This window comes from Psychroserpens ponticola (assembly GCF_023556315.2).
Lineage (GTDB): Bacteria > Bacteroidota > Bacteroidia > Flavobacteriales > Flavobacteriaceae > Psychroserpens > Psychroserpens ponticola.
Map to the genome: position 1 here is coordinate 3,820,213 of NZ_CP116221.1, position 23,393 is coordinate 3,843,605.

Below are 23,393 nucleotides of genomic sequence, written 5' to 3' on the forward strand. Positions count from 1 at the left end.
GAAGTTTTAGACCACTTAAAACATGCTCGTTACAATTTCATCAATACCAGAAACGTATGCATTAATAAGATCTCGTTTTTTAGTGATTGCTGTAAGCTCATCTAGGTCATTTGTTCCAAAAAAAGGTTCAGTAATAATACATGGAGCAGCTGTATATTTTAATAAATGTCCACCACGTTCTGTGGCTTTTACTTTTTTAGTATAACGATTTCTTAAGCCTAAGGACGCTAACACTTGTCTTTGCATTATTAATGCCATACTATGCCCATTTTTAGAACTATGATAATAAAGCATTTCAGTCCCATTAGCACTTTTATGACCAGCCGCATTGAAGTGTAAGCTTACTATAAATTTTGGTTGTAGCGCATTTATTTTTGCTGGTAAATGTGTATAACCTTGATTATTATCATCTCTGAAAACAATTTTCACATTTGCTTTAGTGACTTGTTGTTTAACGGCTTGAGCAATTTCTGAATTAAAATCGAATTCAAAAATATTGTTTATCATCATGCGTGCGCCTTTCTGACTTTTTCTATGGCCAACCACTAATACACATAAAGGTTTTATACTTGGATTTGCAGACGGAACAGGAACAGGTCCAATAACAATATCTTTAGATATAGTTAGTTGGCGAATAAGAACATCCCAAGTTGTATCTCCACTTTTTAGCATCTGGACTAGGATTTCTGAAATCCAACTTGGCGATATTTCTATAAGTTGACTTTCAAAAAGGGTGTTGTTTTGAAAAAAGCCACTAACAATTGCAAGATGACCTTCATATTCTCTAGCGTCTTCAAAAGGAAAATTGGCAGGATTATTTGGCGATTGTAGTTTAGCAGAAGTCAATTTAATTACACCTTGTTTGGTTTCAAAATCGGAAGCGTTTTTAAAAACACCTATTAAATAACTTTTCATAAAAGGATTTTAGCACTATAAGGTACTAAAAATTAAAAAATTAAGTTCATTATTAATATGACTCTAGGGTTTTTAATTTCTACATATATTTTTTAAATTCCGTTTTCGATTTAACTTCATAAATGTAAAACGTCACAACTCAATTCTAGTCTTTTAACAAAAAAGCCTAATTTTGCGCAAAATAAATCGAGTTTGGTAAAAATAGGTGACATAGAACTTCCAGATTTCCCATTACTTTTAGCTCCTATGGAAGACGTTAGCGATCCTCCATTTAGAGCATTGTGCAAGGAGCAAGGCGCAGATGTTGTGTACACTGAGTTTATTTCTAGTGAAGGCTTGATTCGTGATGCTGCTAAAAGCGTCATGAAGCTTGATATTTATGAAAAAGAACGCCCTGTAGGGATTCAGATTTTTGGAGCTAATATGGAAAGCATGTTGCAAACCATTGATATTGTTGAAAAATCGAATCCAGATATTATCGATATCAATTTTGGATGTCCAGTGAAGAAAGTGGTGAGTAAAGGCGCAGGAGCAGGAATCCTGAAAGACATTTGTTTGATGGAAGAACTGACTGCTGAAATGGTGAAACGTACCAATCTACCTGTAACTGTAAAAACTCGATTGGGTTGGGATCACGATTCAATAAAAATTGTTGAGGTTGCAGAGCGTTTGCAAGATGTAGGTTGTAAAGCGATTTCTATTCACGGAAGAACACGTGCTCAAATGTATAAAGGTGATGCCGATTGGAAACCTATTTCAGCTGTAAAAAACAATCCGAGAATGCACATTCCTGTATTTGGAAATGGCGATGTTACTACGCCTGAACGCGCTGCGGAAATGAGAGATAGTTATGGTTTAGATGGTTGTATGATTGGTCGTGCAACAATTGGAAATCCGTGGTTTTTTAAACAAGTAAAACACTATTTTGAAACAGGAGTACATTTAGCTCCAATTTCGATGGGAGAACGTGTGGATGCAGCGAGACGTCATTTGCAAATGTCTATTGATTGGAAAGGCGAACGGTTAGGTGTTTTTGAAACTAGAAGACATTACACAAACTACTTTAAAGGAATTCCAAATTTCAAGGAACACCGAATGAAAATGGTGACTAGTGATGATTCAAAAGATGTATTTGCTGCTTTTGATGAGGTGTTAGATAAATTTTCAGGGTTTCAATTTGCTACTTAGTAGTTTTTGCAAGAAGGATGGAACAATCTGTTTGAGCTCTCTAGACTTTTTTGTCTAGAAGCGAGTTGTGAGAGCCTGTTTGCCTAAGCAACTTGCCCAAATAATTTTAATTAGATTTCACTAAACTTTTAGTAATACGTTGCGATGCCAACTTTGATGCCAACAAGCCCAGTATGGTAATAGTAACCAAAACGAGTATAAAATTAATGGCTTTAATAACCACAGGATAAGGCTCTGAAGGAATAATCATAACCAAAGAAAATTGCTGTTGCAAAAACACGATAATGAAGCCTAATATGAGTCCGATAATTCCACCAAGAATCGTCATTAAACTTCCTTGAAGAAAGAAAATACGTCTGATTTCTTTTGTGGTTGCACCTAAATTAAAAAGTGTGTGAAGCGATTCCTTTTTATCTAGAATCATCATAATTAATGCACCAATCACATTAAATAAAGCAATGATGATGACTAAGGTGAAAATGAGATAAACCGCTACATTTTCGGTATTCAACATTTTATAAAGCGCATCATTGAGTTGTGTTCTGTTTTTAACTTGAATGGTATTTCCTAAGATAGATTGCAATGTTTTAGAAACTTCAGATTCATTAGCATTAGGTTGTAGTTTAAACTCTAAGGCAGAAAGCTGATTGTCGTTATAATTTAGGAGTTGCTTTACGGTTTTTAAATCTGCATAAATGTATTCGTAATTTAGTGTTTCGTTGATGTTAAACACACCAATATTAAACACCTTAACAGTATTAAAAGCCCCTTTTACAGAGGTGATTTGTCCCTTTCCTGGTTTAGGCACAGAAATAGTAAGGCTTTTAGACATGTCTAAAACACCAAAGGATAATTGATTTGAAATTCCGCCTCCAGAAACGATTTGAGATGTGCCATCTTCAAGCCATCGACCATACATTATCATAGAGTCTATTGACGTTACTTTTTTGTAGTTAGCATCTACGCCTTTTAATGTAATTATTTGTTGTTTTTGATCGAACTGTACAATCGCACGTTCTTCAATGATTTTAGAATAGGAAGCAATAGCTTGAATTTTATTTAGAGCTTCTAATTGTTGTTCGGTAAGTGTAAACGATTTGCCTTGAACAGGAACTGCTTTTAAATCTGGGTCAACATAAGACGAAAATTTAAGACTAAATTCTTTTAAACCACCAAAACCAGAAAGTACAATAAATAGAGCTGCAGAAGCAATAATAGTTCCTGAAGCAGCAATGATGGTCATTATATTAATAGCATTATTACTGCTTTTTGAAAACAAGTAACGTTTTGCTATGTATAATGAGAAGTTCATTTTTCTAATTTAGAAAATAGACGGTTAAGATTTTTTACGTCTACCCAAAAGGTCTTCATTTTTTATAGGATTTTCTTCACCTTTTAATGATTTTTCTATACCATCAATATATTCTAGTGAATCATCAATAAAGAACTCTAAATTAGGCATGCGTCGCAATTGATTTTTTGTGCGCTGTGCCATTTCATGACGAATTAAAGGCGTATTTGAGCGAATCCCTTCAATTAATTCTTTTCCTTTATTATTAGGAAAGACACTGAGATATACTTTGGCAACAGATAAATCTGTGGTTACATTTACCTTGCTTACTGAAATAATTACACCTCGTAATCCACCATCAGTAGCTGCTTTTTGTAATATATCTGCGAGATCTTTTTGTAAAAGTCCGCCAATTTTTTTTTGTCTTTGGGTTAATTCTTCCATTGTCTTAAATTTAAGTCATTATCAGTTCATCATCAGGTTATTCTAATATAACGACTTTTATCAATAATAGAACCAAGTTTTGGTTTCGAACTGCAAAAATAGGCGATAATTGAGGAATATGTTAACTTTGAATAGATAAAAGAGGCAATATAATTAAAAGACAGTTCGTTTTTACGGACCATTGAAGATGAAAAAAATTGAACATATTGGAATTGCGGTTAAAAATATTGAGGCTTCAAATGATTTATTTGGAAAGCTATTTGATAAAACACATTATAAAACTGAAGCCGTTGAGAGCGAAGGTGTTTTAACATCATTTTTTAAAGTTGGTCCAAATAAAATTGAATTACTTCAAGCAACTAATGCTGAAAGTCCGATTGCAAAATTCATAGAAAAAAAAGGAGAAGGGATTCATCATATAGCCTTTGCAGTTAAAGATATAAAAGCAGAAATTGAACGCCTAAAAGGCGAAGGTTTTAGAATGATTCATGAACAACCAAAGAGAGGAGCCGACAATAAGCTCATCGCTTTTTTGCATCCAAAAGCAACAAATGGCGTTCTCATTGAGTTGTGTCAAGATATTGATAAGTAATATTGATACAAATTTCTTGTAGAGTATTAAAATATGTAGTAATATTGCAGCCTTATTGGTCCCATAGCTCAGTTGGTTAGAGCACCTGACTCATAATCAGGTGGTCCATGGTTCGAGTCCATGTGGGACCACTAGTAAAACCAAGCCTTACAGAGATGTAAGGCTTTTTTTGTGGATTGAGGTCAAACATAGGTCAAACATTTCTCTTTTTGTAAACACGGTTTTTAGTAGTTTTGATTTATGGAAAGTACAGCAGAATTCCCTTTAGCATTTTTTGATTGGTATTTAGAAAACGAAATACAGAGAGACCTAAAAAAGTTTTATACTAATATTACTGAAGAATTGTATTTTAATAATACAGATGAAATAGATAATGTAAATCACATTATTAAAGTCCTTAACATTCATCATGACGAAGTAACATCAGAGTATATTACTTTTTCTTTTGAACACTCTTCTAAATCAAAGCTTAAGCAGGAAGTTAAAAGGGCTAAAGACTTCATTGAGTTAGGTTTTCAGAAACGCTTTTCTGAAAAAAAAGAAGTTAGGGCTTATGCCGATTTTTTAAGAATAAAACTAAACGGTCTTTTTAGTAATAGTGCTTGTAAAGAATTTCCCTTTTTACTCTTGTATTTAGGGCAATTAGATAGCTTGATTGACCAGTATTCAAAACAATCTACAAACTATTCTTACACACCTTCCTTTGTGTTTATAGCAAAGACACCTGAAGAGCAATTATCTAAAATTAAAACTTTATATAAACAGCTTCATGAAAAACCATCAGTTATTTCTTGTTCACTAGAAGAGTTTATTAATGCCTTTACAGGAAAAGAAATAGACGAAGGTATTAATTGGCTAATTACAGGTAAGAATAAAAATTATGTTAGTAAGCCTTCATTACTATACTTCTTAGATGAGCTAATTAAGGAAGGGTTTTTAAGTAAAAATATAATACATGACCTCTATAAATTCATTAGATATGTTTTTAGAGACCATAAAGGAAATGACTTAAAAAACTTAAAACAATCTAGAGAAGCTATGTCAGATAATCCAGCTTCTAAAGATAGAATAGACACCATTATTTCTTCACTATAAATATAGCTTTACCATACAGTCAAGGTATGGTAAACTAATGTAAGGTCTTCTTCGCAGTTTCTTTGTTTCAACATTAACAAGGATAGTCGGCTATCCATAATTTATTTATAATTATGGATTTTATTCAAAATGAAATTAAAGAAATAAAAAAACTTCTTTTAGCTCTAAACATTCAGCAAAAAGAGATTTTAACAATTGAAGAAGCTTCAGAGTTCTTGGGGTTATCAACCTCTAGGCTTTACAAAATGACAAGTAATAAGGAGATTCCTCATTATAAACCTGGTGGCAAGAAAATATATTTAAAGCGTCCAGAATTAGAGCAATGGATAACAGGCAGTAGAGTCAGTACTGATGATGATTGTACTTTAAAGATTGATGATTATTTGTCTAAACCTTTAGAGAACTAAGGTTATGATAGATATGATAAAATCATACCACAAAACTAAATCAGAATATCAATCTTTTATTACTAGTAGTAATGTTTTTGACAATGTTAAAAGAGTAATTGATATTAAAACAGGAGAAATCAATTATCCTATAATTGCTTATCAAAATGGAATTTCAGCCTTAATAGATAGGTATCGAGCATTTGTAATTGGTTATCAAAAGAACATCTATCGTCATATCTCTAGAAGATATATACATCAATATAAAAACTTAACATTTTCGGAGTCTTTACAAGCTATCAAAAACCTTAAAAGTTATATGATTGATTCCGATGAAACTAGAATATCTAAGATTAGTTATGGCTTTAGTGTACCAACAAAAATTGCAGGAAAAGATTTAATAAAAATGAACATTCTTATGCATAAATTAAATTATTACAATCATAACAAAAAGAAGAAGAAAAACATAGAGTTAAAGGAATTTGAATACACCAATTATACTATTGGCATTTATGCAAGTAAAAAGAAACTTGGTTTAGAAAATTTTTTAAGTATAAACCTTACGTTAAGTAAGAGTTTAGAACTTAAAAAGATGGGGATTCTAAACGTAAATGACTTAGAAAAAAAGGAAAAATTAAAACTACTATTTGATTTCTTTATGCTGAGGTTTAACGAGATAATTATTGTAGATAATTATGAAAATGTTAAGGGGAAAGATAAGCTATCACTGGAGAAATATTTAAGTAACAGGTATTGGGAGTCTTTTAATACCCGAAATGGCAGAAAAGCAAAGTATAGAGAAAAGACGAAATTCAATGCATTGATACTTAAGTACAATCTAAATAAAGAAAAACTAAATCTAGAAAGCGAACTAAGGAAAGCTTTTAGTGTATTCATTTCCAACTAATAATGTGACATTTTATCAACCATTATAGTATATGTAATATATAGTTGAGAAAATGTCGCATACTTAAAATCATAATTATGGCAAGTATTAATATAACCTTAAGAAGTAAACCTAATAAGAAAAACGAATTTCCAGTAATACTAAGAATAGTTAAAGATAGAAAGTCTAAGCTAATCTCTTTAGGGATGCTTTGTGAAAAGGAAGATTGGGATTCTAAAAAGAACGAGTTTAAAAAAACATATGCTAACGCCTCACAGAGAAATAGAGTGTTATTAAAGCTACAAGAAAAAGCATTAAAAATAATTGATGAATTTGCTTTAGATGACATTGACTTTACTTTAAATCAATTTGAAACCAAGTTTAGGGGGCGTAAATCTTCCAGTGTAACTGTCTCCGAATTTTGGAAAGAAAAAATAAATGATTTTATAAAAGCTGGAAGGATAGGTAATTCAAAACCATATAAAGACACTTATAACTCATTTTTTAAATTCCATAAGAACAAAAACATTGTGTTTAGAGAAGTCACACCAGCTTTTCTAGATAAGTATGAAACCTTTTTAAGGAGTAATAATAATTCCAATGGAGGTATTGGTATAAAAATGAGAACTATTAGAGCTTTATATAACTATGCTATTAAAAGTGGAATTGTAGATGAAAAATACTATCCGTTTAAGATTTATAAAATTTCAAAGTTTAAAGCTAAAGGGGTTAAAAAAGCATTGATTAGAGATGAAATGAAGTTGATGGAAGCTGTTGATACCCAGAAATATCCGCATTTAATTAACACTAAGAACTACTTGGTTTTTAGCTATTACATGGGAGGAATGAACTTTGTTGATATGATGAAATTGAAATGGGATAATATTCAAGGTGATAGAATTCAATATATACGTTCTAAAACCAAAGGTAAGTTTACAGTTAAAATGTTAGAGCCTGTAAAGCAAATTATAGCTTATTACAAAGCTCAGAATAGACCAACAAAATATGTGTTTCCAATTTTACTAAAAGAAGACTTAACACCAATACAAATAGACAATAGGAAGCATAAAACATTAAGACGATTTAATAAGCAACTCAAAGAGATAGCTGAAATTCAAGGATTGGAACAAAATGTAACATCTTATGTTATCAGACACAGCTTTGCTACTAACTTAAAGTTTGCAGGTATTTCAACTGATGTTATTGGGAAGTCTATGGGGCATGCTGATGTTAGTATAACACAAGCTTACCTTAAAGAATTTAAAGATGACATTATTGATGACGCAATGTCAAAACTTTTAGAAGAACCCATATTACAATATGCATCTTAAAACTATATGAAAAGACTCTCATTTTATGAGGGTCTTTTTCATTATGTACTGAATCTATTCAGATTCAACTTAAAAATAATTCAAATTAATATTAACCTTCAAAAACATAAAATTATGCAATTACGAAAATCAGAAAGGCAACAAGCAAAAATTAAAATGGCTCTACAAGGTTCATCAGGTTCAGGCAAGAGTTTAAGCTCTCTTTTACTTGCTAAAGGGCTAACTAATGACCAACTAGATAAAGTGGCTGTAATAGATACAGAGAATGGTTCAGCAGACCTTTATGCTCATTTAGGCAACTACAATGTATTGCCATTACAACCACCTTATACACCAGAGAAATTCATAGAAGCAATCATTGTTTGTGAAAAGGCAGGGATGGAAGTGATAATTTTAGATTCCATCTCTCAAGTATGGGATGAGCTTTTAGATTATCATTCAAAACTACCAGGTAATTCATTTGCTAATTGGAACAAAGTTACACCAAGACAAAAAGCATTTATCAATAAGATTTTACAATGTGATGCACATGTTATAGCTACAATGAGAACAAAACAGGATTATGTACTACAACAAAAAGATGGAAAATATGTTCCTGAAAAAGTTGGTCTTAAAGCTGTACAACGAGATGATGTTTCTTATGAATTTACTATAGTATTTGATATAGATATTAAGCACTTTGCAATAGCGAGTAAAGACAGAACTAATCTGTTTTCAGGTAGACCAGAATTTATGATAAATACTTCTACAGGTAAACGGATTTTAGAATGGTGTACTTCACCTGTAAAAGAAGAAGATGTAAAACAGCGAATAGAAGAGTGTTTGTCTGTTAGTCAGTTAATGGAACTGTATAAAGAATATCCTAGTTTTCAGTTGCCATTAAAAGCTTTGTATCAAGCTAAAAAAGATTTATTAGAAAAATTAGTTAACCCACAAAATTTTAGTCAAAATGGAAATAGTATCAGTAACAGAGCTTAACAAGCAACGTAATGGAGTATTTAATTATCCTGAAGGTATTCCTGAAATTGTGTATCCTTTGCAAATACCTTCAAAAAATAAAGTATATCAACATAACCCATTTATAGAGGCGAACACAAAAGAGGTTAGCCTTTCTACTTTAAAACAGGATTGTATCATTCCTGTGTTCAGTAAAGATAATGAAAAGACTTTAGCGCATCAAGAGTTTATAGAGATAGCTCAAGACTGTGTTGGTAAGGTGTTTTTACATCATACAATAGAAGTTCCAGAGGTTAGAGTTTCTCATCAAATTAAAGGCAGAACTGCTGATGCTATTTACAAGCCAGTAAAAGAGCTTTTAGAGCATGAGAAAACCCAGTATTTTGAAAGAATGGCATTTATCATTAGAATTCCATCTATTACAGAAAACATAAATGGTCATGATGTATCATTAACAGTTGGAGGTGTTAGAGCTTACAACCAAGAAAACCTGTATAACAGGAAATCTTATGAGAAATTTAAATTCTTTATTGGGTTTAAAAATATGGTGTGTTGTAATCTATGTATTTCTACAGATGGTTATCAAGATGAAATGCGAGTAGGGAACTATTCTGAATTACAGTCTAAAATCATGGACTTAATTGAGAATTATAATGCACAAACTCATTTACAGGAAATGAAGCAATTATCTCAGCATAATTTAACTGAACAGCAATTTGCTCAGCTTATAGGTAGAGCAAGATTATATAACTTTTTACCTAAAGAGGAAAAGACTCTAATTCCAGAATTAATGCTTAATGATGGACAAATTTCTACAGTAGCTAAAGACTATTATTTAGATGATAGCTTTTGTAGAAACGAGAATGGCGATATTAACCTTTGGAATGTATATAATCTATTCACAGGAGCTAATAAGAGCTCTTACATAGACTCTTTTCTATCAAGAAATGTCAATGCCTTTGATTTTACTCAAGGGTTGGCTAATGCTATCAATGGTGATTCTAAACATCATTGGTTTTTGAGTTGAGTGATGCACCCTGTTTAATTACAGGGTGTTTTTTATCTTATTTGACTGTAAAATCAATAGGTTTACATAAATGATTACCCATTCCAAAAGGGACTAGTTTTAAGTGCTGTAGCCTTCCTATAATGACAGCAGGATGAGTTTTGAATTTTTTTGCATAAGAAATTATGTCTTTTTCACTTAATCTTTGATTTTTTATTATTTCTTGTTCTTCAGCTTTGGTTAAAAGGATATTTGCAGAGAATTCATTTGCTTCATATTCATAAACTTGGTTTTCACCATCATATTCAATATTCTCTATTGATATATATTTTTTACCATGTAGTAAGATATGACCAATCTCGTGGAAAAAAGTAAACCAAAAAATATCATTTCTTCTGTATCTACCACTTAATTGTACTAAAGGTGTGTTGCCGAGCCATCTAGTAGAACCATGAATAGGAGCTTTAGGTAGGCAAGGTGTATGAACAACCTTAAGACCAATACTTTTACAAAGTTCTTGTATTTGGGCAAAGAAATCAATAGGCTGTATAGCCATTATTTTCTTTAGTTCTGGTAAAACCTTATTTAAGCCGTTTTTACTAAATTCAGTAACTACTAATTTTTTTGCTTGAATTTCACCTTGTCTTAACCAAGCTGCTATTGCTCCTGCATTTTCATTATTTTTTAATGAAATTCTAAAATTAACTAAAAGTTTCTGATTATAATAAAAGTCATGGTACCCTTTGGTATTAGAAACCTCGAAGTAATCATATAAATTAATAACTTTTGCTTCTTTTTTTAATGTTGGTTCAATCCAGCCTAATGAAGCCATCTTTGCATAGGGAAATTGTCTAGACCATTCTATTCCCTCTTCAATAGTCTTTTGATACTCTATTCTAGCAAAGTATTCATCATAATTTTTTTGTCTGTTAATCCAAAAGTGTGCAGGAATTTTCAAAACTTGTTCAAATAGAATAGCCATTTCAGGAGTTATACTACTCTTACCATTTAGTACATCTGATATTGTTTTCTCAGGCTTACCTGTTCTTACTGCAAACTCCTTTGCTCCCATTTTTTTTTCAGATAATATTTCTGACAAAGTAGTTCCTGGGTGTGAAACAGACTGCGGATAATATTCGTTAATTGTTGCCATTTTTTTTTTTTTGTTAGTGATAATCTTCAATTTCAATTACTTCAACCCCCTTTATCTCAATCCAAAGATATTGACCATCCTCATTTTCAGGGATTGGGTCTTCATGGGGTTCAAAAATTAATCTATAAGGATGAACTAAATTACAAGCCCATTGTCCTTTTCTATTTCCAATTAATTCATGATACTTTCCTGGTAAATATCTAACATCTTCTAAGTTTTTGGCTGCTGTTAAGTCATCAAGTCTTTGCTTAAACAGCTCTGCTTCTCGCTTTCCTAATTTTCTTTCTGCTAAGCTATCATTGTTAGCATACTTTTTTAATTTGTTATTATCAAACGTAATCTTCATGCAAATATAGATTTTTTTGTTAACAGAAGGTGTTAATTAAAATTTAAATTTTGTTGATAACTCAATTTTCAATAATTAAAGTTAATCGTTCACATCTTTCCTTTAAGGTAAATTTCAAGCTTGTTTTTAAGTAGTCTTAATAATTCTGGGCAATTTAAGTATTGTATGAAATCTGTTTTAGTGAGTTGCATTATCTATAAAAAATATTTAATTGGGTTTGCAGCTCCCTTTTTCTTCGTGTGGGCTATTGACTTATTAGTGTAAAGGTTTCTAACATTGTCCTTTGCTATAGAGCCATTAAAACCCCATCTATTTTGTCTTTTAGCATTTGGAATATAAATAGAATACCATTCATTGTTAAACATAAATTACTCTTCAAAATAATCTAAATCAATTTTCTTGATAACGATAGTATTATCTTCTTGAACGCCTAAATTGTATTCTATGGCAAGTTTCGATAACTCTTGACCATTTATTAAAATGATTTTTTGTTGTTTACTGTCTTGGGCAGTTTTCATAGCACTATCTGAAAATTTGGATGTAGTTAAGAACACACCTTTATTTACTCCTTGAAGAGCCAATGAACCTATGAAGTTTCTTATGTCAGGAGAGCCTACAGTTCCTGTAGTGAATCGTTTTGCTTGTATATATACGCTTTCTAGACCCAACCTGTCTTGGTAGATAATACCATCTATACCATTATCTCCTGTTCCTCCTGTAACTGTACCTGAATCTTCTCTAAACTCACCATACCCCATTTTTTGTAATAAGGAAATTACAAAGCTTTCAAAATATCCAAACGTATTTTCTTTCAGCTTATCTAATACTTCTGTGGCTAACTGTTTATTTAGTTGAGTAACTGTGTTCGCTAAAATCTCTTCGGGAGTTTTACTAACAATATCTTTAGTTAAAGTGTTATCTACCAAGTCAGGCTGGTCTTGATTAAATGTGTCAGTCCATTCTTTATATTTAGGCATTTTTTTTAAATGCTTTATTCTTAAATCTGTTGGATTAGTTTTCAAGTAATCCTTACCAAAGTCTGTAACTTGATATATTCCTCTACTTGGATAATGAATTAACCCCGCATTTTTTAAATAGCTTCTTGTCCAACCTACACGATTTCTAAATAGCCCCATTTGACCACTAGGAACTTTAATCTTTAAGTGGTTTTGAGTCAAATTAAAATGACTAGAAAGTAATGTCATTACATCATTAAGCGATTTAGGTTGACCATCTGCTAATAATTTAAGCATAGGAAGCATTATTGTTTGGAAATCTGGTATTTGTGTTTTTAAATCTGCATTCATTTTATAATCCTTTTAATACTTCAATTACACTTCTAGCTGTATAAGTATTTTCAACCTGTTTAGATTCAAATACCATAAAGTATTTAAAGTTATCTCCTGCTTTTTCAGCCCAAGTCTTACCTAAAATATTTTTATTTCTACTATCATCATTATCATACACATCTCCTTTGGTTTCTAATAGTATGATGTTTCCTTTTTTTGTATAAAGGATAAAGTCTGGATAGTGGTTAGAACTAAACCCATTTAGAGCAAACCCTTTACCTCTTTCGAGGTTTCTATGCCAAAAGACTATGTTTTCAAGTGAAGCAACCTCCATAATCATTTTTTGCTCATAATTGTTCATACTAGCTTCTCTATCATATAGAGATTTACCAATAGTAGTACTAGGATTTAAAAAGGTTAATGTTTCAGGGAATTCAAAATTGTCTTTTACAATAATCTTATTACTATCTATAAGTACTTTAAAGCGCTCTTTAGCATAAGTGTCAGTTAGTTCATTAATTTTATCTCTAATCTTTTTTACATAAATAAAATCATTATCTACTATATCTCTAATTTGCTCACTAGATAGGTTGTCAAAAACCCGACTAACATACTTTTGAAGTTCTTGCTGAGATATAGGTGTCATATCTCCAAGCTTAGATACTAGAATACTACTAATTTGATTTACTTGTGATTCTTTAGGTTTAGAAAGAATTGTATCTACAAGAATATCCTTAGCTCTTTTACTTACTTTTTGAGCAGTAGCAGTCTTTTTTTGCTCATTAAAATCTACTGCGTATATCTCTTTAGAAATATCATCAAAAGTAACTTGTGTACTGTAATTAGATAGCTTGAAACCATCTAATAAACTCACCTTGTTTAGGTATTGGTCTTCAGAATTTAATTCCTCAAACAGGCTAACCTCTCCAAGTTCCCCTTCTTCCACTTTTTTAAAGAATTGAGGTAATTTAATAGTAGTTGCAACCTCTTTAAATTGGGAGTCTAGTTTATAAACTTTAGGTGCAGTTTTCATAATATCTGTAAAAATAGAAGTAGTATCATCAATCTCAATATCATTTACTTTTTGTTCAAAGGTTTGTCCTTCAACTTTTGCCTTTTCTGTAATATGAGATACTAAAGTGTTTTGTTGACTAATAGTATCTAATGTGACTTCTTCCTCTGGATTAAACTCTACAGCTTCTACATCAAAATCTTCATCAGATTTAACATAGTCATCAGGTTTAGGTTCTTCTGAAAATAAGTTATCTGTAAGTATTTCATTTGGAGTTAATTCTTCTTCAGGTGCTTCTTCTGCATAATAATCATCTTTACTAAAACCAGATTCTTGTAAACCTTTAACAATACTATCTAAAGTTTCATTGAACTTTGCTGAAGCTGTTAAAACAAAAGACATGTTTAATAATGCTTCTTTATGTTTAACTACATAAGGCTGTCTTAAAACTCTACCTAAAATTTGTTCAACTTCAACAGGAGAAGACTTATCTGCCAATGAAGCTAATATGTAAGCATTAGGGCAATCCCAACCTTCTTTTAAGGCATTTACTGTAATAATATATTTTACAGGACAGTCCTTAGCCATAAGGTCAATACCTTTTAGCTCATCAATACCACTAGTTTTTATTTTTATTTGTTCCTCTGGAATCTTAATCTTTATTAGCTGCTCCTTAATCTTCTGAAAAGTTGTATTTTTCTTCCCTTTAATGTTAGATTGAGCTTGGAATAATACTATAGGTCTTATATATTTTCCTGTTAGCTTCTCTTCTTCAATAGCTAGTAGTTCTAACTGTCTTTGTAGGTGCAATGCACTAGTTATAACCTCTTCTTTTTTATGATGATTATAAACCACAACAGGAAGCTTTACCATACTTTCCTTTTTAAGAGCCAATGCATTTACAAATGAAATAATATTACTGTTTTCTTTTGGTGTAGCGGTTAAATCTAAAACTAAAGAAGGGTTTAAATTGTTCAGCATTTCAACACTTAAATCACTTTCAGCATTATGGCTCTCATCTACAATTACAATAGGGCTGAGGCTTCTTATAACATTAATTAAAGCAGTTTCATCTGTATCTGGTAACACAAGGTCTTTATCTACAATAGTGTTTCTAAAAGACTCTAAAGCACCATTTTCTTGAAACACTTTTCTGTCATCTTTCTTTCTCGAATTTATACGTAAACTACTAAAATTGAACACAAAAATATTAAGCTGTTCTGTTACAGAAGTAGGGTTGAAATTCGCACCTTGTAAGAGTTGGTCTTTTTCATACACTTCAACTCTGTTACCAAATAGGCTATTTAACTTCTCTCTATATGGGTGATTAGAGTCTGAAAGGTTTTTTACTGTTTGTTGTAATAAATTAGACCAAGGGACTAACCAGACAACTGCTTTTGCATTACCTTGATAAAAATGCTTGTTTATAGTGTGTATAGCATTACATGCAATAAATGTTTTACCACCAGCAGTAGGTACTTTTATAGCAATGTGTAACGCATTTGTGACATTATCTTTATAAGGTTTCATACCTGTAAAAGAACCATCTAATTGTGGGGTATAGGGTATACCTAACTTGTCTTCCCAATATTGATTAAATGCTTTAGCAGGTGTAACCTCTTTTTGTGTATAGGACAAAAAATGCTCTAAATCTTTAATGACTTTATGTTGGTATGGTTTTAATTCCATTAGTTTATTCTTTTATTCCAGATTTTCTGCATTATTACTTTTGTTTTTGGGTCACTATAGAAACTCTCTACTTTTTTTATTTCTTTATTTGAAATTTTACCTGTTAATAAGGAGCAATCTTCAATTTTAAATTTAGCATCAATACTTCCATCTTTAGATTTTACATGAAAATGTGGAGGATTGTGGTCATTACTATAAATGATAATTTGCATATTTCTAACAGTAGCAATCCTTTCTTTTTCAGTATTAGTGAAATCTATACTTGAAAAATAGTTATTCAATATAGGCTCTAATATTTTAGAAAATATCTCCATATTAAAATCTAGTTATATCTCTAGGTATCTTTTTAAATACAATGTTATACTTATCCATGATGCTTTGGTCTAGCAAACAATTATCTGCATAAATAATGTACTGACAAGCTTTGGTTTTTATAGACCTTAAGAAGCTTTCATCTAAAGTAGTGATACTGTCTTTTTGGTAATAGAAATAATAAGCAGTATCATTTTTAGCACCTAATAGATAATCTTCTTTAGGTTTGTTAAATGGTTCTTTAGCTTCACTATACCAAACATATTCTAGTATTTTATCTAAGGCAATGTCTTCATTTAAAAAACCATTATCTAAAAATAAAGGTTCTCCTAGCTCATAGTAAGTAAAATCTCCTCCTGTACCTTCAATAGCTTTAGAGCCTTCTCCATAACCATTAATTACTCTCTTTACTCTTTCAGAAGTAATGGTATTGGCATAGTCTTCCATTTCAACTAGAATGAATTTTCTATTACCACCATCTTGTTTATTCAGATTTAATACAGCATGAGCAGTTGTACCTGAGCCTGCAAAAGAATCTAAAATGATGGAGTTTTTGTCTGTGGCTTGTTGTAAACAATATTCAATTAAATCAATTGATTTTGGAGTCGGAAACTCTTTACTATTTAATATAGATTTTAATTGTAATGTCCCTGCTTCACTTGAAAATTCCGAACCATGCCAGAAAGATTTAGGTTTAATCCTTTTTTCATCTCCATCTTTATTTAAGTAGTCTTTTTGGAAAACATCATACTCATTTCTGGTTTTCACAATTTTGACTTCAATTTCATCTAGTCTTTTTATAAATGTTTCTTTTCCCCATCTCCAATTACCATTTTCTCCATTGGAAAGTTTAGGCGTTATCTCTAAAGAATTCTCTGTTTTTTCAAGGCTAATTAAATTTTCTTTTTCAGAAAAATAAATTGGATAAAACAAGTTGGGTCTATCAATTTGTCTAGAGTTACTTCCTCTTTTTCTTAAGCCTAGTAATCTATAATTACCTATGTTATCTTTAAGCTTGTAATCTTTGGAATACTCTTCTGGCAATGAAACACCATTAGTTTCAAAATCCCTTTTTTTATAAATCAACAAACTTTCATGTGCAGATGCTATAAACTTATCATCACTTCTGCCTTTAAAATTATTAACTACAGCTATATTAGAAATAAAATTACCTGTTCCAAAAATTTCATCGCAAATCAGCTTTAAATTAGCAAGTTCATTATCATCAATAGAAATAAAAATAGCCCCATCATTAGCCAATAACTTATGTAGTAGCTTTAATCTTGGGTACATCATGCATAACCATTTGTCATGCCTAGATAGGTCTTCACTTTCTTTACCTACTACTTGTCCTAACCACTTTTTAAGTTTTGGGTCACTTACATTATCATTATACACCCAACCTTCATTACCTGTATTGTATGGAGGGTCTATATAGATGCATTTTATTTTACCTTCATACTCTGGTAATAAACTTTTTAAAGCTTCTAGGTTGTCACCATGTATAATTTTATTTTGTGAGGTAGCGGTTTTACTCACTTTACCATTAGTAAAAGTGTATTGAGGTTCTAATGTTTTATAGGGTACATCTTGATGATGGTTTATCACTTTTTCTTTTCCTATCCAGTTTAATGTTGGCATACAGTTAGTTCTTTTCTTCTGTTTTAATTCTTTTTAAGGCTATTTTAATGGCATCTATGGCAACATCTTCTCCTTTTACATCTTCATATACTTTCTCGCTAAGCCAAAGCTTTAAAAGTTTGCTATGTTCAATATCTAGTGCAATAGCTAATTTATCTATTTGCTCTCTAGTAGGTTTTCTATCTCCTTTTTCAATTTTACTTATTAAAGCAGTGTCTGTATCTATCATAGAAGCTACTTCGCGCAGTAATAGGTTTTTAGTTTCCCTTTTAGATTTTAGTAATTCTGAGAGTATCATTTGGTAGTCAAATTAGTTCTTGTCAAATATTGTCTAAATCTAATTAGAAATTTTGTTATAAAAAATTTTTGAAAAATATATTTTTTGAATGCTTTGTGAGAGTGCCAGATACCTTGTGCAAAACCCCCACTAAGTTCTGGGGATAAAGATGCCCCTACCACTTTATATAGTAAAGAAGATTTTCTGGCAGAGTTAATAAATTCAAGGTGATAGTTGAGATTTTATATGCTGTTGGTAATTGATTTTCTGTGTGTGGTATACTACAACTCAAAAACTTTTAGAAAAATGGTTAGAATCGTAAATTACAAAGAGAGACAAAAGGAGGATGGAACTTCATTCTTCGTTCTGGAACTACAAGGAGGAATTGAAATGGTATTAAGCAAAGTTACAGGAAACTTTTATGCTACAGCGAAGAAAGCTTATATACCTTCAACATTTGATGAGCAGGTGTGTACTGGGCTTATTGGTACAGAAATGCCAGGGAGCATCATTAAAGAAGACTGTGAGCCTTTTGAATATGTTGTAAAGGAAACAGGAGAGGAAATTACATTATCCCACAGATGGGTTTATGTTACAGAAGATGCTGTAAAGCCAAAGCAAGAAACTTTTGTGCCTAAACATAATATTATAGCTAATTCTGATGTGTTTTCACAGAATGGTATTCTTGAGCATGCAGAGTAAAAATATAAGCCTAGTCTATGTAAATAGATTAGGCTTTGTTTTTTGAGTTATAAAACACCCTACAATATTGTACTTGATTGCTTATACCTTCATAAATAAAAGATAGTCTAACTGTAGCGAGTTTACTTTATTACTATAGGGATATATTATTAATCTTGAAGGTGGGTGTAAGTAGATAAATGAATTTTGTAAGGTGTTGAGGTTTCTAATAACAAAAATATTCATTATGAAAATTTCCGAAATAAGTGTATCATATTCAAACAATAATGGGGATAGACTAAAAATAAGTAATAGTAAACAGTCTTATAATGTTATAAGAGCTTGTTGGAGTGATTCTACAATAGAATTACAAGAAGAGTTTAAGGTACTAATGATGAATAGGAGTAACCAGATTTTAGGTGTTTATCCGCTTTCTAAAGGAGGTGTTTCTGCTACTGTGGTAGATGCAAAATTGGTGTTTAGTGTTGCTCTTAAATGCAATGCTTCAAACATTATAATAGCACATAATCATCCTTCAGGAAACCTTCAGCCAAGTGAAGCAGATAAGAATTTAACACAAAAGCTAAAACAAGCAGGGCATTATCTAGATATAGTGCTGTTAGACCACTTAATAGTAACTAAAGATGACTTTTATAGTTTTAGTGATAATGGATTGATAAAATAGTTCTCTTTTTTCCATTTCTATATATAGTGAATTGGAAAAAGTGGGACTTTTTGTCTTTTGTTTATGTATGAATGAGTGTGAGAGTAGGCTTTTTAAGCAAAAAATTACAGTTTGAAAGTCCTAAAGATTAGTATTAATAGCTAAATTTTACTTTTTATCTTCTAGGTTTACAATTTCACATAAAGTGATACCTAAATTATCGGCAATCCTTTTTAAGGTGTATAAAGTAGGATTGGTTCCTCCAGCTTCTAAACGACTAAAGTTAGATTTTTCAATATTACATTTGGCAGCAAGGTCTTGTTGAGCAATACCTTGCTCTTCTCTTAACATTTTAACTCGCTTTCCAATTGCTATTTGAAGTTGGTCTTTATCGTCCATTTTAAAACATACATTATCTAGTTGTCAAAAATGATAATTAAGTAAGCTGTTATGGTTATCATAAATGATAAAAAAAGTATGTTTGTTAAATAAATTATAAAACTTATGAATTACTATTACTTATTATTTGCATTATCATTTATAATATTTGGGATACATAACTCAATTTCATCAAGAATTAAAGATGGTGAGATGTTGGCTACAGGTTCTTTCCTTTCTAATTTGATGTTAAGAGCTACACCTTGGATTGGCTATATTGTTTTAGCTATTAATTTGTATTACTCATTCTACTGGATTTATAGTGTATTGATATTTTTTGTAGGATTATTAATAGTGCCAGCGGTTACTATAAAAATCCTATCTCTTGTTACTCCTAGTGGTGTCCTTAAATATATAATCAATCCTTACCCAAAAACAATTATAGCTTACATAGCCTTATCTATTTTAATAATAGTTTTATTATTAATAAGCATATAATGGATAGCAGTAAAAAGATGAAACTCTAAGAAGAGGAAAACAAAAACTAACTTTATGAACTTAAAGCTATTTAAACTTTTATTTCAGTGGGATAGAGAAAAACTAACCAAAATTTCGAGATTTATTCAAGATTTATTCAAAGAAGTAAATGAAGAGATGGCTAAGTTTTTTAATGAGAAGGGGTTTCTGAAAATTATAGTACTACTACTATTACCTTACATAATATATCGCTTTTATCCTGACTCAATTCCTTATTCACTAGTAGCACTGGTTGTTTTTTTGGGATTCCTAAAGATTAAATTAGGAGAAAGTAGTAAAATATCTAGGGTTATTATAATTTTTGGAGGTGTAGCACTTGGTGCTATTATTATTAGTAGCATATGGTTGCTTTTAATAAAGCCTATTTTAATGCTTTTTAATTAATTATAAACACAGGAAAATATAACACCTAATAATACTATGACCCAAAAAGAAGAATTTATAAACCATATTTCTTTTATGGATACCAAATCACTAGAAACTGTTTTAGTAGAAAATGCTTTTAAAAAATATGCTAATACCAGTTTTATAGAAAAGCTAAACAAGTTATTTGCTGAATTTAAAACAGTTGGAAACACGCGTTTAGAAGCTTATAAAGGTATTGGTATATGTGAATGTAATAAAGACAAAAAAGTGTTTTGCTTTGTTGGGGATAAAACCAAAGATTACTTTACATTATCCTACCTAGAAAATGAAAAAGAGTATTACAAATTTTCTACATCTTGTAGCGAAGTAAGCTATGATGAAAAACTCGATGTCAACAACTTTCATCACTTTTCAATAAAACCAGAAAACACTTCAGAATATAAAAATCATAAGCAAACCTCTTGCCCTATTAAGGAATACACTGCATTTTGCTCTAAAGTCATTTGTAATATGAATGCTATAGAAATATGGTTAGAAAAGCATAAAGACTCCTACAGTGAAACAGTTGCACTACTTAAAGAAAATACTTTTAAACTTAACTTAGTAGAATTAGCTGTAAAAAAAGAGTTTGAAATTCTATACGGAAAGCTAAACGTCTTGTCCATATTACATAAGAAAGAAGCTTATTTCAAGCAGCAAATAAAAGACTACAATGAGGTTAAAGACAGCATTTCAAGACTTAAAAATTGGTTTGACTATCAAGCAGAAAATAAAAACAAATATCAATTGTTTTCAGATGTCTTTTATAACAATAGAACACTAACACATTATTCTTTAAAAATTGATGAGCTAACTCTTAATCCAGAAGATTTTAAACACACACTTAAATACTTAAGCATTATTGAAGACAGTCAAGCTGTAGTGTTTGAGGGTACAGTTAAAACAATTGGTGATTTATATGTTCATATAGAATCAAATAATAATAGAGCTTACTCTAAGCGTAAAATAGTTCTTTCTATAAATGATTTTTGCTGTAGTGAATATCTAATAACGTTTTCGGATGGAAGGGTAAAACACTTGGATAATTTAAGTGTAGGTCAGTTTGTGAAAGTATTTGCAAGACTCACAGGAGGAGAGTTGCAAAATTCAGAAGGCACTAATGAGTATAGACATAATTTATATGGTTGGCGTGTAGAGAAATTAGATGCTAAACCAAAAGTAAAGAAAAACACAAAGGAAATGGATTTGTATTATAAATACATTTTACCATTACCTTTTTAAATAAAAAACTATGGAATTAATAGGAAAAATAAAGGTCTTAAATGATATTCAAAATATAGGGAGCAATGGCTTTAGAAAACGAGAAGTTGTTATCACTACAGAAGAACAATATCCACAACATATTTTAGTAGAGTTTATACAAGATAAGTGTGATTTGCTAGATAGTTTTGTTGTAGGTCAAGAAGTGAAAATAGCCCTTAATTTGAGAGGTAGAGAATGGATTAATCCTGAAGGTGTAGCTAAATACTTTAATGCTATTCAAGGTTGGAGAATAGAGCTTGTAAATAGTCAAGAACCTACATTTAATCCACAAACACAGCAAGAACCAGTTAGCTTTTTGGATGAAGTAGATAACGACTTGCCATTTTAATAAGAATCAATTAACCAATAAATAATAAATTATGAAGAATATCTTTTTAACATTAATAGCGATTTTGTCATTCGTAGCTTGTTCTAGTGATGATGATAGTGAGGTTGCAGAAATGACAAATGCTAACCTCAGTTATAAGTTAGTATATACTACAGGTGTATTGCCTAGTTATTATGTAGTAAGAGCAGGAAATACAATTACATATGAAGATTCCTTTGAGTTTAAAGAAGTTGGTTATGATGAAGATACTAGAACTGTTACAGTAGAAACAGATTTAAATCCAGTTAAAATAGAATCGAATTTCTATATTGAAGGAGGTTCAGAAGTAAATATTAAGTTAATTAGTTCTGAAGGTAACATCATAGATGAACAGACTATTTCAGAAGTAAATTATTCTTATAACCATAATTTTTAATAAACTAAAACCTAATAGAATGAAGAATACATTTTTAATATTAATAGCTATTTTAGCATTTACAGCCTGCTCAAGTGATGATGACAATCAAGGAGAAGAACAACAAATTAGTCAATCTCATATTGTACAGTTTACAACAGGTGCTCTTGAGGATTGGGTATCTGTAGGCTTAACAACGACATTAACTTCAGATGATGGAACAGAGTCAACAATTAGTTCAGATTTTGACTATACCCAAAATATAGTTAGTGTAGAGATTCCAGAGAATACAGTAAGCTTTGAGTTAGAATTTTATATTGAAGATTCATCTCAAGCTGAAATGCGTTTTTATGGTTCTGTAGATAACGTTAATGTTCATCAAGAAAGCATAAACCAACAGAGTTTTCAATATCAATATACTTTTAATTAAGGTATGTGTAATTCCTTATTAAAAGAATTTCGCTTTAGTATTGGAGAACAGTATGAATTAAATGAGTTTAATCTTAAGGCTTTAGAATCAACTTTTAGTAATGGATTAGAGAATGAAAATTACGAATATATAAAAGGAGATTTTAGAACACTATTCGGGGTTTCTTTTTGCAGTAATCCAATCTTACAGTACAATGGAGATATACTTTCTGGAATAGTATATAGCTTTGATATAAAGGATTTAGGTAAGTTGCAAGAGAAGTTAAGTGATTATTTATTAATTAGAGATAAATTTGATTTAGGTCAAACATTTACTGTTTTCAGTTTTCCAGAATTTAGTCTGATGCTAAATATAGAGAAAGATATAAAGCTAAGAGTGTTTAAAATTCTGGGTCAAACATAGGTCAAACATTTTTATAATAATAGGTAACTAAAGGAAACAAAGAAAAGAATGGTTTTTAATTATATCATTGATAATCAACC

Annotated in this window: 28 protein-coding genes and 1 tRNA gene; 18 read left to right on the plus strand and 11 right to left on the minus strand. The window is 30.7% G+C overall.

The features are described from left to right. Positions 1-15: 15 nt before the first annotated feature. Positions 16-915: an N-acetylmuramoyl-L-alanine amidase gene (locus MUN68_RS16800; RefSeq protein WP_249992765.1), complete on the minus strand. Its 900-nt coding sequence runs from the start codon at positions 913-915 to the stop codon at positions 16-18. Between the two features lie 192 nt (positions 916-1,107). On the opposite strand from MUN68_RS16800, the gene dusB reads away from it, so the two are divergent. Then, positions 1,108-2,103: a tRNA dihydrouridine synthase DusB gene (gene dusB, locus MUN68_RS16805; RefSeq protein ID WP_249992763.1), complete on the plus strand. Its 996-nt coding sequence runs from the start codon at positions 1,108-1,110 to the stop codon at positions 2,101-2,103. A 106-nt stretch (positions 2,104-2,209) separates the two neighbouring features. Here dusB and MUN68_RS16810 read toward each other — a convergent pair whose 3' ends face one another. Beyond that, positions 2,210-3,415 (minus strand): ABC transporter permease, encoded by a 1,206-nt coding sequence (locus tag MUN68_RS16810; RefSeq protein ID WP_249992761.1) that lies wholly within the window; start codon positions 3,413-3,415, stop codon positions 2,210-2,212. Positions 3,416-3,439: 24 nt separating this feature from the next. Further along, positions 3,440-3,838 (minus strand): 30S ribosome-binding factor RbfA, encoded by a 399-nt coding sequence (gene rbfA / locus MUN68_RS16815; protein WP_249992759.1) that lies wholly within the window; start codon positions 3,836-3,838, stop codon positions 3,440-3,442. A 187-nt stretch (positions 3,839-4,025) separates the two neighbouring features. Here rbfA and mce point away from each other — a divergent pair, with 187 nt between their 5' ends. The 8 genes from mce to MUN68_RS16855 all read left to right on the plus strand — a co-directional run bounded on the left by mce (position 4,026) and on the right by MUN68_RS16855 (position 10,112). After that, positions 4,026-4,430, plus strand: coding sequence for a methylmalonyl-CoA epimerase (gene mce, locus MUN68_RS16820; protein WP_249992757.1), 405 nt, complete (start codon positions 4,026-4,028; stop codon positions 4,428-4,430). Positions 4,431-4,487: 57 nt separating this feature from the next. Beyond that, positions 4,488-4,561, plus strand: a tRNA-Ile gene (locus MUN68_RS16825). 109 nt (positions 4,562-4,670) lie between these two features. Then, positions 4,671-5,525 carry a hypothetical protein gene (locus MUN68_RS16830; RefSeq protein ID WP_249992755.1) on the plus strand — a complete coding sequence of 285 codons (855 nt, stop codon included), beginning with the start codon at positions 4,671-4,673 and terminating at the stop codon, positions 5,523-5,525. A gap of 113 nt (positions 5,526-5,638) precedes the next feature. Beyond that, positions 5,639-5,932, plus strand: coding sequence for a helix-turn-helix transcriptional regulator (locus MUN68_RS16835; RefSeq protein WP_249992753.1), 294 nt, complete (start codon positions 5,639-5,641; stop codon positions 5,930-5,932). A gap of 13 nt (positions 5,933-5,945) precedes the next feature. Beyond that, a complete protein-coding gene (locus MUN68_RS16840) occupies positions 5,946-6,818 on the plus strand; it encodes a hypothetical protein (protein ID WP_272792386.1) in 873 nt (290 codons plus the stop codon). A 77-nt stretch (positions 6,819-6,895) separates the two neighbouring features. Next, positions 6,896-8,128: a site-specific integrase gene (locus tag MUN68_RS16845; protein WP_249992749.1), complete on the plus strand. Its 1,233-nt coding sequence runs from the start codon at positions 6,896-6,898 to the stop codon at positions 8,126-8,128. Between the two features lie 114 nt (positions 8,129-8,242). Continuing rightward, positions 8,243-9,106 (plus strand): AAA family ATPase, encoded by an 864-nt coding sequence (locus MUN68_RS16850; protein WP_249992747.1) that lies wholly within the window; start codon positions 8,243-8,245, stop codon positions 9,104-9,106. Then, complete coding sequence (locus MUN68_RS16855; RefSeq protein WP_249992745.1) at positions 9,078-10,112, plus strand: DUF3871 family protein; 1,035 nt, start codon at positions 9,078-9,080, stop codon at positions 10,110-10,112. The genes MUN68_RS16850 and MUN68_RS16855 overlap by 29 nt, the downstream gene beginning before the upstream one ends. Positions 10,113-10,149: 37 nt before the next feature. On the opposite strand, the gene MUN68_RS16860 is transcribed toward MUN68_RS16855, so the two are convergent. From MUN68_RS16860 to MUN68_RS16890, 7 genes are all read right to left on the minus strand, one after another. Further along, a complete protein-coding gene (locus tag MUN68_RS16860; protein ID WP_249992743.1) occupies positions 10,150-11,244 on the minus strand; it encodes an ImmA/IrrE family metallo-endopeptidase in 1,095 nt (364 codons plus the stop codon). A 13-nt stretch (positions 11,245-11,257) separates the two neighbouring features. Beyond that, entirely contained in the window at positions 11,258-11,590 is a 333-nt protein-coding gene (locus tag MUN68_RS16865) for a type II toxin-antitoxin system RelE/ParE family toxin (RefSeq protein ID WP_249992741.1), read from the minus strand. Positions 11,591-11,958: 368 nt separating this feature from the next. Further along, on the minus strand, positions 11,959-12,852 hold the full coding sequence (locus tag MUN68_RS16870; protein WP_272792387.1) for a restriction endonuclease: 894 nt from the start codon (positions 12,850-12,852) through the stop codon (positions 11,959-11,961). 46 nt (positions 12,853-12,898) lie between these two features. Next, positions 12,899-15,580, minus strand: a complete 2,682-nt coding sequence (locus MUN68_RS16875; protein WP_249992735.1) for a DEAD/DEAH box helicase — start codon at positions 15,578-15,580, stop codon at positions 12,899-12,901. Beyond that, entirely contained in the window at positions 15,580-15,894 is a 315-nt protein-coding gene (locus tag MUN68_RS16880) for a DUF4160 domain-containing protein (protein WP_249992733.1), read from the minus strand. Before MUN68_RS16880 ends, MUN68_RS16875 begins: the two co-directional genes overlap by 1 nt. Before the next feature lies 1 nt (position 15,895). Continuing rightward, complete coding sequence (locus MUN68_RS16885) at positions 15,896-17,533, minus strand: site-specific DNA-methyltransferase (RefSeq protein WP_249992731.1); 1,638 nt, start codon at positions 17,531-17,533, stop codon at positions 15,896-15,898. A 4-nt stretch (positions 17,534-17,537) separates the two neighbouring features. Next, entirely contained in the window at positions 17,538-17,831 is a 294-nt protein-coding gene (locus tag MUN68_RS16890) for a helix-turn-helix domain-containing protein (protein ID WP_173279251.1), read from the minus strand. Between the two features lie 285 nt (positions 17,832-18,116). Here MUN68_RS16890 and MUN68_RS16895 point away from each other — a divergent pair, with 285 nt between their 5' ends. Together MUN68_RS16895 and MUN68_RS16900 are read left to right on the plus strand one after the other, a co-directional pair. Further along, the gene (locus tag MUN68_RS16895) at positions 18,117-18,512 is read left to right on the plus strand and encodes a hypothetical protein (RefSeq protein ID WP_114677283.1); all 396 of its coding nucleotides are present in this window, start codon (positions 18,117-18,119) and stop codon (positions 18,510-18,512) included. Between the two features lie 226 nt (positions 18,513-18,738). After that, on the plus strand, positions 18,739-19,176 hold the full coding sequence (locus tag MUN68_RS16900) for a JAB domain-containing protein (RefSeq protein ID WP_249992729.1): 438 nt from the start codon (positions 18,739-18,741) through the stop codon (positions 19,174-19,176). A 147-nt stretch (positions 19,177-19,323) separates the two neighbouring features. Here MUN68_RS16900 and MUN68_RS16905 read toward each other — a convergent pair whose 3' ends face one another. After that, positions 19,324-19,554, minus strand: coding sequence for a helix-turn-helix domain-containing protein (locus tag MUN68_RS16905; protein WP_249992727.1), 231 nt, complete (start codon positions 19,552-19,554; stop codon positions 19,324-19,326). A gap of 105 nt (positions 19,555-19,659) precedes the next feature. Here MUN68_RS16905 and MUN68_RS16910 point away from each other — a divergent pair, with 105 nt between their 5' ends. The 7 genes from MUN68_RS16910 to MUN68_RS16940 are packed head-to-tail and all read left to right on the plus strand — an operon-like array spanning position 19,660 to position 23,313. Next, positions 19,660-20,031 (plus strand): hypothetical protein, encoded by a 372-nt coding sequence (locus MUN68_RS16910; protein ID WP_249992725.1) that lies wholly within the window; start codon positions 19,660-19,662, stop codon positions 20,029-20,031. Positions 20,032-20,085: 54 nt separating this feature from the next. Then, positions 20,086-20,454, plus strand: a complete 369-nt coding sequence (locus MUN68_RS16915; protein WP_249992723.1) for a hypothetical protein — start codon at positions 20,086-20,088, stop codon at positions 20,452-20,454. 36 nt (positions 20,455-20,490) lie between these two features. After that, the gene (locus MUN68_RS16920) at positions 20,491-21,717 is read left to right on the plus strand and encodes a DUF3127 domain-containing protein (protein ID WP_249992721.1); all 1,227 of its coding nucleotides are present in this window, start codon (positions 20,491-20,493) and stop codon (positions 21,715-21,717) included. A gap of 10 nt (positions 21,718-21,727) precedes the next feature. After that, positions 21,728-22,087, plus strand: a complete 360-nt coding sequence (locus tag MUN68_RS16925) for a DUF3127 domain-containing protein (protein ID WP_249992719.1) — start codon at positions 21,728-21,730, stop codon at positions 22,085-22,087. A gap of 31 nt (positions 22,088-22,118) precedes the next feature. Beyond that, positions 22,119-22,502: a hypothetical protein gene (locus MUN68_RS16930; protein ID WP_249992718.1), complete on the plus strand. Its 384-nt coding sequence runs from the start codon at positions 22,119-22,121 to the stop codon at positions 22,500-22,502. Between the two features lie 19 nt (positions 22,503-22,521). Next, on the plus strand, positions 22,522-22,911 hold the full coding sequence (locus MUN68_RS16935) for a putative periplasmic lipoprotein (protein ID WP_249992716.1): 390 nt from the start codon (positions 22,522-22,524) through the stop codon (positions 22,909-22,911). Between the two features lie 3 nt (positions 22,912-22,914). Continuing rightward, on the plus strand, positions 22,915-23,313 hold the full coding sequence (locus tag MUN68_RS16940) for a hypothetical protein (protein WP_249992714.1): 399 nt from the start codon (positions 22,915-22,917) through the stop codon (positions 23,311-23,313). The last annotated feature ends 80 nt before the right edge of the window (positions 23,314-23,393 follow it).